Below are 10,447 nucleotides of genomic sequence, written 5' to 3' on the forward strand. Positions count from 1 at the left end.
CGCACGCCAAGGAGGTCAGATGCCCGGCTTCGAGCTGCTGTACCAGGCGGCCGCGCTGTGCCTGACGTATCCCGGCGACGACTTCCACGCCCGGCTGCCGCTGCTGCGCGAGGCCGCCCCGCAGCTACGGGAGTTCGCCGACCACGCGGCCGTCACCGAGCCGCGGGAGCTGGCCGCCCACTACCTCCAGGTCTTCGAGAGCACGAACGGCCACAGTCTGTACCTGAGCCGCTGGCGCGGGTTCTCACCGGCCCGCTTCCAGGAGCTCTACAGCTCCCACGGCCTGGAGCTCGCCGGCGAGGAGCTGCCCGACTTCCTGCCCGCGGTATTGGAGTTCACGGCCCGCACCGGCAACACCGTCCTGCTGACGGAGCACCGGGCCGGACTGGAGCGACTGCGCTCCGGGCTGGCCGACTCCGGCACTCCGTACGCGTCCGTCGTCGACGCCGTGTACGCGACGCTGCCGCCCGCGGAGAGCCAGGCCGCTCCCGGGGGAGGCTAGGCCGCCCCGCCCTTCCGGTCTCCCTGGTCCTTCTCCTCGTCCACGATCTCCGCGTCGACGACGCCCTCTTCTTCTTCGCGCGGCGTGCCGGAGGATTCCTCGGTGGGTGTCTGCTGGGCCTGGGCGTACATCGCCTGGCCCATCTTCTGGCTGACCGAGGCGAGTTTCTCGACGCCGGCGCGCAGGGCGGCGGTGTCCGCCTGCTGTTCGAGCTGTCCCTTCACTTCGGTGATGGCCGACTCGACCTCGCTCTTGGTGTCGGCCGGGATCTTGTCACCGTTGTCGCGGAGGAACTTCTCGGTCTGGTAGACGAGTTGCTCGGCCTGGTTGCGGGTCTCGGCGGCCTCGCGCCGCCGGCGGTCCTCCTCGGCGTACTGCTCGGCCTCGCGCATCATGCGGTCGATGTCGTCCTTGGGCAGGGCCGAGCCGCCGGTGACGGTCATCTTCTGCTCGCGGCCGGTCGCCAGGTCCTTGGCGGAGACGTGCATGATGCCGTTGGCGTCGATGTCGAAGGCCACCTCGATCTGCGGCACGCCGCGCGGCGCCGGCGGCAGGCCCGTCAGGTCGAAGACGCCGAGCTTCTTGTTGTACGCGGCGATCTCCCGCTCGCCCTGGTAGACCTGGATGCCGACCGAGGGCTGGTTGTCGGCGGCGGTGGTGAAGATCTCCGAACGCCGGGTGGGAATCGTGGTGTTGCGCTCGATGAGCTTGGTCATGATGCCGCCCTTGGTCTCGATGCCCAGGGACAGCGGGGTGACGTCGAGCAGCAGCACGTCCTTGACGTCGCCGCGGAGGACACCCGCCTGGAGCGCGGCGCCGAGCGCCACGACCTCGTCGGGGTTGACGCCCTTGTGCGGGTCCTTTCCGGTCAGTTCCTTGACCAGTTCGGTGACGGCGGGCATACGCGTGGAACCGCCGACGAGGATGACGTGGTTGATCGCGGAGAGCTTCACCCCTGCGTCCTTGACCGCCTGGTGGAAGGGCGCCTTGCAGCGATCGAGCAGGTCGGCGGTGAGCTCCTGGAACTGGGCCCGGGTCAGCTTCTCGTCGAGGTGCAGCGGCCCCTCGGCGGAGGCCGTGATGTAGGGCAGGTTGATCGTCGTCTCGGTGGAGCTGGACAGCTCGATCTTGGCCTTCTCGGCGCCCTCGCGCAGCCGCTGCACGGCCATCTTGTCGCCCGCCAGGTCGACGCCGTACTGGCCCTTGAAGCGCTTGACCAGGTACTCGACGACCCGCTGGTCCCAGTCGTCGCCGCCCAGGTGGGTGTCGCCGTTGGTGGCCTTCACCTCGATGACGCCCTCGCCCATCTCCAGCAGCGACACGTCGAAGGTGCCGCCGCCCAGGTCGAAGACCAGCACCGTCTGGTCGTTCTCCTTGTCCAGCCCGTAGGCCAGCGCCGCCGCCGTCGGCTCGTTGATGATCCGCAGCACCTTCAGGCCCGCGATCTCCCCGGCCTCCTTCGTGGCCTGCCGCTGGGAGTCGTCGAAGTACGCCGGGACGGTGATCACCGCGTCCGTGACGTCCTCCCCGAGGTAGGACTCCGCGTCCCGCTTCAGTTTCTGGAGCACGCGCGCGGACAGCTCCTGCGCCCGGTAGCGGGTGCCGTCGATGTCGCCGTGCTCGGGGAAGCGCCAGTGCGCGTCACCCATGTGGCGCTTGACCGAGCGGGCGGTGCGATCCACGTTCGTCACGGCCTGCCGCTTGGCCACCTCCCCGACCAGCACCTCTCCGTTCTTGGCGAACGCCACGACCGAGGGTGTGGTCCTGGCTCCTTCCGCGTTGGCGATGACGGTGGGCTCGCCGCCTTCCAGCACGGCGACCACCGAGTTCGTGGTTCCGAGGTCGATTCCGACCGCACGTCCCATCGCTGTCCCCTTCCGCCAGGGCGCTCTCACTTTCCAGCACAAAACTTGAGTGCGCTGTTGTCAATGGCGCGAGGGGGTGAGGGGCCCGCGGAGCGCCACGGCCCGCCGGGGCCGGTCGGTGACGAGGACGTCCACGCGCGGGTGGGCGAGGAAAGCCCGCATCAGGGTGTCGTCGTTGACGGTCCACACCATGGTGAACAGGCCGTGCCGGGTCGCCTCGCGCAGCACGGTGGTCCTGGCCAGCCGCTGGTGCACGGCGACGCCGTGGGCCCCGCAGGCCCGGATGCGGCGGGCCGGGAACAGCTCGCTCAGCCGGGTCCCGGGCAGCCGGGCCAGGGCCAGCTCCCTGCGGTCGCGCCCCAGGGACAGCGCGGTGCGCACCCCGGGGAAGGCCTGCGCGACGGCGGCCACGGAACGGTCCTCCAGCGTCGTCACGACGAGCCCGTCCACGCCGAGCAGGGCCACCGCCCGGTCGATCACCTCCCGCTCGTAGCCCACCTCCTTCAGGTCCAGGTGCGCCACGACCTTCCCGGCGATCAGCGCCATGACCTCGTCCACGACCGGCACCTCGTACCCGGCCCGCTCGCACAGCTCGGCGTGCGTGAGCGCGGCCAGCGGCGGCCCGGTGTGCCCGGCCCGGGGGTCGTGGTAGACGACGAGGACGCCGTCCTTCGTGCGGCGGATGTCGAACTCGACGTACTCCGCGCCGGACTCCAGTGCGTCCTCGTACGCCTGCCAGGTGGCGGGTCCGGCGCGCTCGGAGCCACCCCGGTGGGCGGAGACGGCGGGGCGTGGCGTCATGGTCGTCGGCTCCCGGAGGGCGAGCGTGGCGGCGGGACGGGTACGGCGTCGTCGTCGGACGCCGGCAGCAGCGAGCCGGAGCGGGTGCTGATCCGTCTGAGCAGGACGTAGCCGATCAGGACCAGGGTCGCGAAGGGGAGCCAGGCCAGCGCGTAGGCCGTGCCGTAGGCGCGCAGGTCGAGGATGGAGCGGTGCTCGTCGACGTTCGTGCCGTTCACGCCGAAGAAGGCCAGCAGCAGGGTGGGCGGCAGGGCGATCAGTGTGGCGGCGGCGACCAGGCCGGAGACGGTGCGGTCCCGGCGGTCGTCGCGCTCGGCGAGTTCGGCGTCCAGGGCGGCGGAGCGGGCGCTGATCACCGAGGTCAGGCGTTCGACCATGCGGGCCGAGTTCTCCAGGCTGTCGCGGATGCCGAGCGCGTCGCCCAGCGAGGTCTGGAACGCCTCCATGATCATCTCGGGGATCAGCAGGCTGTCGACGTAGGCCTCGACGCCGAAGGCGAGGTCCAGCTGGAGTTCGTTGACGCCCGCGGACAGGCGGGTGATCAGGGCGCGGATCTCGGTGGGCGAGTCGGTCAGGGCCTGCTCGTTGGCCTTCATCGTCGCGAAGGCCGCGAGGCGGGTGCGCTGGAGCACGGCCAGGGCGGAGATCATGCCGATGGCGACGAGCATCAGGCCGTTCTCGACGTGCGGGGCCCAGCCCGCCTGGACGGAGACGCCCCGGCCGAGGGCGGACAGGGTGACGCCGTGGTTCCTGACGTGCGGCGCCAGGCTCACGTCGTAGGGCGTGGCGGGGTTCCAGGGCATCCGCCCGCGGTAGACGATCTCGTTCAGCAGGATCGCCTTGCGGGCCTCGTCGGCGCTGAGCAGCTCGCGCTGTAACCGGCCGCCGGGGAAGACGAGTTGGTGCACGTTCTGGCCGAGAGCGAGCGGCCGGCCGCCGAGGTGCCCGGTCAGCACGGTCAGGAGCGGGCGGTCGTCGAGTTCGATCCGCTCCCGGTCGAAGCAGGTGGTGGCCAGCCAGGCGGCGAGGTCGCCGGCCGTGGTCTCGCCCGCGAAGGCGCAGTCCAGGACGAGGGTGGCGTCGCCGCGCGGGGTGGTGACGACGAGGATCCGCAGGGACGCGAGGCCGAGGCCGTGGTCGCCGTGCGGCAGCCGCAGCCGGCGTGGCGCGACCTGCTCGTCCAGCACCGGAACGGGGAGCACGTCCTGGCTGGTCATCAGGTGGGAGGCGAAGCGGCCGTAGTCGTAGCGGTCGACGAGCGCGCCGAGGGCGGTGTCCCGGGGGCGCAGCCGGCCGGAGAGGCTGAACAGCAGCAGGACGCGGGTCCGGTCACGGGTGGCGGAGTCGAGCACCGTCGCGCTCGTGGACGTTCCCGGCAGCATCGCGTTCCTTCCGGCCCGTCGGCGTCAGAGCGTCTGGTTCATACCCCGGGCGCGGATCGCGAACCGACGACGTCGCGCGGGCCGCCCCTGGTGGGCGGGCCCGCGCGACGGGGATGGGGCTGTTCAGGCGAGCTTGGCGGTCAGGGTGATCGGGGTGGCCTTGAGGGCCTGGCTGACCGGGCAGCCGACCTTGGCCTCCTCGGCGGCGGCGAGGAAGGCCTCCTCGTCGATGCCGGGGACGGTGCCCTCGACGGTGAGGTGGATGCCGGTGATGCCCTCGCCGGGCTGGAAGGTGACGTCGGCGGAGGTCACCAGCTTGGTCGGCGGGGTGCCGGCCTTGTCGAGGATGTTGGAGAAGGCCATCGAGAAGCAGCTGGAGTGGGCGGCGGCGATCAGCTCCTCCGGGCTGGTCTTCCCGCCCGGCTCCTCGGTACGGGCCGCCCAGCTGACCGGCTGCTCGGCGAGGATGCCGGAGGAGTCGAAGGTGACGACGCCGTTGCCCTTGAAGAGGCTGCCTTCCCAAACGGTGTGTGCGGAGCGCGTGGCTGCCATGTCGCATCCTTTCGATGAGTATCCGGAAGCCGTGACCGGGTTCCTGGGCACCATCCGATCACACTCCGGTTCAACTCACGCGGAGGACCGGCCCTCTGGCGCCGAACGGCAGCCGCGCTCCCTGCGGGATCAGGTACGCGTGCTCGCGCCGTGGCGCAGCGGACCGACGTGGATCTCGCCGGCCTCCGGGTCCGTTCAGGCGGCGCGTTCCCCGCTGCTCTCCAGCGGCACCTGGGGGCCGTCCGACTCGCGCATCCAGCGGCGCAGCACGCGGTGGACGTGTTCGGCGCCGACGAGTTCCTCCCCCTCGTCGACCGGCGGGGAGAAGCCGAGCGGTGACAGCAGGAAGGGCTTGCCCTGTTCGCCGCCGAGGCCGCCGTGGGAGCCGATCTGCTCCTCGAAGGCGAGGACTTCGCCGTCGGCCGGGTCGTGGAAGGAGTTGACCATGATGTCGGCGGTGTGCGGGAAGGAGTGCGTACGGCGTACCGCGTCGGCGGCGCCCGGGCCGAACGGGGCGAGCGGGCCCGGGTTGTCATCGAGGTCGGCCAGCGGTATCTCGGCGCCGTACGCGCCGAGGACGACCCCGCCGTGCTCCTCGCTGCGCACCAGCAGGAAGCCGATGCCGGGGTGGTTGGCGAGGGTCGGCAGCAGCGCGGGGTGGCGGGCGTCGATCTCCTCCTTGCTCATGCGGTGCGAGACGTCCGGGAAGGAGACCAGGCCGAGGTTGCCGGAGGCCAGCACGATCGGTTCCGAGCGGCGCGTGGGGCGGTGCCGCTCGCCGCTCTCCTCGACCGGGATGCGCAGGGCGGCGCGCACGGCGGCGCGGGCCTCCGCCCCGCTGCGGGTGCGCTCCGCGCGGCGCGGCACGGGCAGTCCGCAGCCGGCCCGCACCAGGTCGCCGAGGGTGAGGCCGTAGCGCGAGCGGAAGGTCTCGCCGGGGCTCTGGCCGTGGTCGGACAGCACGACGATCCGGTACGGGCGCGGGGCGTGCTCGGCGACGTTCTCGATCAGGGCGAGGGAGCGGTCGAGGCGTTCGAGGACCTTCCGCGCGTCGCGGCTCGCCGGGCCGGAGTGGTGGGCGACCTCGTCGTAGGCCACGAGGTCGGCGTAGACGGCGGTGCGGCCGGCGAGCATGTCGCCCGTCACGGCGGCGACGACGACGTCCCGCTCGACGACGGTCGCGAAGGCCCGCACGAGCGGGTAGAGGCCGCCGCGGGAGACGCGCGGGCGTTGCTTGCCGAGGCGGGCCCGGGTGGACTGGCCGATCTCCCGGCCCACCTCGGCGACGAAGGACAGGGCCGTGCGCACGGCGTTGGCCGGGTCGGAGAAGTAGGCGAAGTAGCCCGCCCGGGAGCGGTTCTCCCGGCTGCGGCGGCGGGCGGCGATGGACAGCACGAGGGCCTGTTGTCCGGCGCCGCCGCTGAACAGGTTGCCGCGGCTGGCGCCGTCGACGGCGAGCAGGCCGCCGTGCCCCGCGTATCCGACGGCGCGGCGCTGGAGTTCGGCGGCGCTGGTCGGGCGGTTGCACACGACCACCTCGCGGGTGTCCTTCTCGTACCAGCGGAACGCGGGGACGTCGTGGTTGCTGCCGTGCAGGATGCCGAGCTGGCTGGCGCCGGTCTGGCTCGACCAGTCGGTGCGCCAGGGGGTGAGCCGGTGGGTGGCGCGAGCGCCGTCGCCGATGCCGAGCCGACGGGCGACGGTGGGCATCAGGCCCTTGCCGACCGCGTCCAGCAGGACGTCGTGGCCGACGCCGTCGAGTTGCAGGAAGACCGTGCCGGGGCTGGACGGGCAGGGCGGTCCGGACCTGCGGCGGCGGTCCGAGAGGCGGTACAGCCTGCGGCGGTAGGCGTCGTCGTCGCGCACGGCCAGGGCGGCGCCGGTGGCGGACGCCACGGCGGACATCACGGCGGCGACCACGACGGCGGTCTCCGGTGCGGCGGTGCCGCGCTCCCCGGGGTCGAGGCGCAGGGCGAGCAGCAGCAGCGCGCCGTTGAGGAAGAACACCAGCGTCCCGAGCACGAGCGCCGGTACGAGGAGCAGGAGCCGGACGAGCAGCGGCCAGACCACGGCCGACAGGACACCGAAGGCGCCGGCGCCGAAGGCCGCCTTGACGGCGATGTCGGTCGCGCTGTCACCGTCGGCCGAGCGGAGCCGGAAGTCCGGCAGGATCCCGGCGAGCACGAGCAGGGTGAGGGTGGAGACCGCCCACACGGCGACGCTCCGCCCCATCTGACTGGCGACCCGCCGCCACCGCACGCCCCGCACGCCCCGCCACCTCACGTCCCGGCCCGTCGCGACCACGGACCCTCACCCACAGTGCCACAACGCTCCGCGGACGCCTGGTGTCCCCCGGACCGTCGCGTCAGCGCCCGTCGTAGCCGGCGGTCGGCATCGACAGCCTGCGGTGCACGCACGCCTTCATCGCCGCGTCGTACGCCGGCTCCGCATGCCCGACCGTCTCGACGCGCACCCCGCGCCGCGCGCACTCCGCGGTGAACTCCTCGACGGAAGCGAGCGCGCTCTCCAGCACTCTCCGGCTGGGTGCCACGAACAGGTCGAGGCCGGGGCGGACGCCGTCCCACAGCGCGCAGTGGTCGGGGCGCAGCCCCCGGACCAGTAACTCCCGGCTGATCACATAGCCCCGCTCTGCGGCCCAGCGGGCGCACATCGCGTGCTGGCTGCGGGAGTCGACCAGGAACGGATCGTCGTCGAGCTCCTCCAGCGGCGTCAGACTCGCGATCGCCGTGACCCGGACCGGCACCATGGCGTCCCCCTCACCTCCGGTTTTCGTCGCCGACCCTACTCCTGCACGTAGGCTTCGGGGAGTCGCGCGAAGGGGGCAAAGAAGTGCCGGTGGAGATCACCTGGTGGGGTCACGCCACTTGCACGGTCGAGGACTCGAACGTACGCGTGCTCACCGATCCGCTGTTCGCGCGCCGGCTCGCGCACCTGCGCCGCCGGCGCGGGGACCTGCCGCCTCCCGGCGCCCGCCAGGCGGATGTCGCGCTGGTCTCGCATCTGCACGCCGACCACCTGCATGTGCCGTCGCTGATGCGGCTCGCTCCGGGCACGCGCCTGCTCGTGCCCCGGGGCGCGCGCCGGGCGGTGCCGGGCCTGCGCCGGCTCGCTCACCTGCGGGTCAGCGAGGTGGCGCCCGGGGACGAGACGCCGGTCGGCGACATCGTCGTACGGGCCGTGCCCGCGCGGCACGACGGACGCCGGCTGCCGCTCGGACCGCACCGCTCCCCCGCGCTCGGCTACGTCATCGCGGGCGAGGCCCGGACCTACTTCGCCGGGGACACCGGGCTGTTCGAGGACATGGCCGAGGAGGTCGGGCCGGTCGAGGTGACGCTGTTGCCGGTGGGCGGCTGGGGGCCGTACCTGGGCGAGGGGCATCTGGACGCGGGCCGGGCGGCGCAGGCGCTGGCGCGGCTGGCGCCGCGCAGTGCGGTGCCGGTGCACTACGGCACGTACTGGCCGATCGGGATGGACGCCGTGCGCCCCCACGAGTTCTACGCGCCGGGTGACGAGTTCGTGCGGCTCGCGGCGCGGCACGCGCCCGGCGTGGCGGTGCACCGGCTCGGGCACGGGGAGAGCGTGCGCCTGGAGGTCGCGCGGTGATCCCGACCGCGCCCGTGGCGCAGGCCGTGATACCTCTGCTCGCGGCGTCGGCCGTCACCCCGGCGTCCGTCGTACCGGAGTCCACACAGCAGGCGATCGGCTATCCCTCGCTCTTCCTGCTGGTGCTGATCGGGGCGCTGGTACCGGTGATCCCGACGGGCGCGCTGGTGAGTTCGGCGGCCGTGGTCGCCGTCCACCAGACGGCGCCGTTCTCGCTGGCGATGGTGTTCGTGACGGCGTCGCTGGCGGCGTTCCTCGGGGACGCGGCGCTGTACTGGCTGGGGCGGCGCGGGATGAAGTCGAAGAACGGCTCCCGCTGGCTGGCGGCGCTCCGGGCGCGGGCCCCCGAGGACCGGCTGGAGCAGGCGCAGACGAAGCTCGCCGAGCACGGTGTGGCGGTGCTGGTGCTGTCCCGGCTGGTGCCGGCGGGCCGTATCCCGGTGATGCTGGCCTGCCTGATGGCGAAGTGGCCGATGCGACGCTTCTGGCGCGGGAACCTGCCGGCCTGCCTGGCCTGGGCGGTGACGTACCAGTTGATCGGGATTCTGGGCGGGTCGCTGTTCGCCGAGCCGTGGGAGGGCGTCGTCGCGGCGATCGCCCTGACCGTGCTGATCAGCGCGGCGCCGAGTGTCTGGAAGCGGGTGCGATCGGACAGGTGATGTCTCCTCGCGGGGTGCGGGGCCCATGGGGCTGGGCGCGCCCACGCGGCGGAGCCGCATATCGGCACAGCCCCGCGCCCCTAGGCCGGCTGCAGTACTCGTGAGCCACCGACGGGCAGGTCCCACAGATCCTCGCGGGGCAGGCCCGCCTTTTCCCAGGCCGCGCGGACGCGGGTGAGCGGTTCCAGGACCGGTTCGGCGGAGAGCACGAAGGTGCCCCAGTGCATGGGAGCCATCCGCCGGGCGCCGAGGTCCTGGGCGGCTCGGACCGCCTCCTCCGGGTCGCAGTGGACGTCGCTGAGCCACCAGCGGGGGTCGTAGGCGCCGATGGGGAGGAGGGCGAGGTCGATGCCCGGGTAGCGGCGGCCGATGCGGGAGAACCAGTGGCCGTAGCCGGTGTCGCCCGCGAAGTAGAGGCGCTGCCCGTCCCGGTCGGTCAGGACCCAGCCGCCCCACAGGCTGCGGCAGGTGTCGGTGAGGGTGCGCTTGGACCAGTGGTGGGAGGGGACGAAGTCGAAGCGGACGCCGTCGAGTTCGGCCGCCTCCCACCAGTCGAGCTCCGTGACGCGGGTGAAGCGGCGGCGGTGGAACCAGCGGGCGAGGCCGGCCGGGACGAACACGGGGGTGTCGCGCGGGAGCCTGCGCAGCGTGGGGGCGTCCAGGTGGTCGTAGTGGTTGTGGCTGATGACGACGGCGTCGACGCGCGGCAGTTCCTCCCAGGGGACGCCCACGGGGGTGACGCGGGCCGGGGTGCCGAGGATCCGGCGGGACCAGACCGGGTCGGTGAGGACGGTCAGTCCGCCGATCCGCAGGACCCAACTGGCGTGGCCCGCCCAGGTCACGGCGATCGTGCGGGCGTCGACGCGGGGCAGCGGGCCGGGTGCGTAAGGGAGCCGGGGGATGTCGGCGAGGCCTTCCGGGTCTGGTCTCACGGCGCCCTCGCGGGCGAAGCGGGCCATGGCCCTCAGGCCGGGGAGCGGGGCGGTCAGCCGGTCGTGGAAGGTGCGCGGCCACACCCGGCGTTCGGCCAGTGGTCTCGGTTCGGCCGGTGGCGGGTACGGG

The 10,447-nt window shown here is 72.9% G+C and carries 10 protein-coding genes; 3 read left to right on the plus strand and 7 right to left on the minus strand.

Annotated features, from left to right (window positions below; genetic code table 11):
- Positions 1-19: 19 nt before the first annotated feature.
- Positions 20-502, plus strand: a complete 483-nt coding sequence (locus CA983_RS03635) for a nitrate reductase molybdenum cofactor assembly chaperone (protein ID WP_086599420.1) — start codon at positions 20-22, stop codon at positions 500-502.
- Here the strand turns inward: CA983_RS03635 and dnaK are convergent.
- From dnaK to CA983_RS03665, 6 genes are all read right to left on the minus strand, one after another.
- On the minus strand, positions 499-2,367 hold the full coding sequence (dnaK, locus tag CA983_RS03640; protein WP_086599421.1) for a molecular chaperone DnaK: 1,869 nt from the start codon (positions 2,365-2,367) through the stop codon (positions 499-501). The genes CA983_RS03635 and dnaK overlap by 4 nt on opposite strands.
- A gap of 60 nt (positions 2,368-2,427) precedes the next feature.
- Complete coding sequence (locus CA983_RS03645; RefSeq protein ID WP_086599422.1) at positions 2,428-3,168, minus strand: glycerophosphodiester phosphodiesterase family protein; 741 nt, start codon at positions 3,166-3,168, stop codon at positions 2,428-2,430.
- Positions 3,165-4,550, minus strand: coding sequence for a hypothetical protein (locus CA983_RS03650; protein WP_086599423.1), 1,386 nt, complete (start codon positions 4,548-4,550; stop codon positions 3,165-3,167). The genes CA983_RS03645 and CA983_RS03650 overlap by 4 nt, the downstream gene beginning before the upstream one ends.
- Positions 4,551-4,673: 123 nt before the next feature.
- Complete coding sequence (locus CA983_RS03655; RefSeq protein ID WP_086599424.1) at positions 4,674-5,102, minus strand: OsmC family peroxiredoxin; 429 nt, start codon at positions 5,100-5,102, stop codon at positions 4,674-4,676.
- A gap of 195 nt (positions 5,103-5,297) precedes the next feature.
- Positions 5,298-7,334, minus strand: a complete 2,037-nt coding sequence (locus tag CA983_RS03660) for a phage holin family protein (RefSeq protein WP_086599428.1) — start codon at positions 7,332-7,334, stop codon at positions 5,298-5,300.
- 133 nt (positions 7,335-7,467) lie between these two features.
- Positions 7,468-7,869 (minus strand): hypothetical protein, encoded by a 402-nt coding sequence (locus CA983_RS03665; protein WP_086599425.1) that lies wholly within the window; start codon positions 7,867-7,869, stop codon positions 7,468-7,470.
- An 83-nt stretch (positions 7,870-7,952) separates the two neighbouring features.
- Between CA983_RS03665 and CA983_RS03670 the strand changes: the two genes are divergently transcribed.
- The gene (locus CA983_RS03670) at positions 7,953-8,726 is read left to right on the plus strand and encodes an MBL fold metallo-hydrolase (protein WP_086599426.1); all 774 of its coding nucleotides are present in this window, start codon (positions 7,953-7,955) and stop codon (positions 8,724-8,726) included.
- 35 nt (positions 8,727-8,761) lie between these two features.
- A complete protein-coding gene (locus CA983_RS03675; protein ID WP_425276411.1) occupies positions 8,762-9,385 on the plus strand; it encodes a DedA family protein in 624 nt (207 codons plus the stop codon).
- 80 nt (positions 9,386-9,465) lie between these two features.
- On the opposite strand, the gene CA983_RS03680 is transcribed toward CA983_RS03675, so the two are convergent.
- The coding region (locus tag CA983_RS03680; protein ID WP_086599430.1) for an MBL fold metallo-hydrolase at positions 9,466-10,447 on the minus strand (982 nt) is incomplete at its 5' end.

The organism is Streptomyces swartbergensis (assembly GCF_002148965.1).
GTDB lineage: Bacteria > Actinomycetota > Actinomycetes > Streptomycetales > Streptomycetaceae > Streptomyces > Streptomyces swartbergensis.

What these genes read in the sequence shown, in the direction of transcription:
- dnaK (WP_086599421.1), bottom strand. Translation starts at nt 2,367, where the DNA reads ATGGGACGTGCGGTCGGAATCGACCTCGGAACCACGAACTCGGTGGTC.
- CA983_RS03655 (WP_086599424.1), bottom strand. Translation starts at nt 5,102, where the DNA reads ATGGCAGCCACGCGCTCCGCACACACCGTTTGGGAAGGCAGCCTCTTC.
- CA983_RS03660 (WP_086599428.1), bottom strand. Translation starts at nt 7,334, where the DNA reads ATGGGGCGGAGCGTCGCCGTGTGGGCGGTCTCCACCCTCACCCTGCTC.
- CA983_RS03635 (WP_086599420.1), top strand. Translation starts at nt 20, where the DNA reads ATGCCCGGCTTCGAGCTGCTGTACCAGGCGGCCGCGCTGTGCCTGACG.
- CA983_RS03650 (WP_086599423.1), bottom strand. Translation starts at nt 4,550, where the DNA reads ATGCTGCCGGGAACGTCCACGAGCGCGACGGTGCTCGACTCCGCCACC.
- CA983_RS03645 (WP_086599422.1), bottom strand. Translation starts at nt 3,168, where the DNA reads ATGACGCCACGCCCCGCCGTCTCCGCCCACCGGGGTGGCTCCGAGCGC.
- CA983_RS03665 (WP_086599425.1), bottom strand. Translation starts at nt 7,869, where the DNA reads ATGGTGCCGGTCCGGGTCACGGCGATCGCGAGTCTGACGCCGCTGGAG.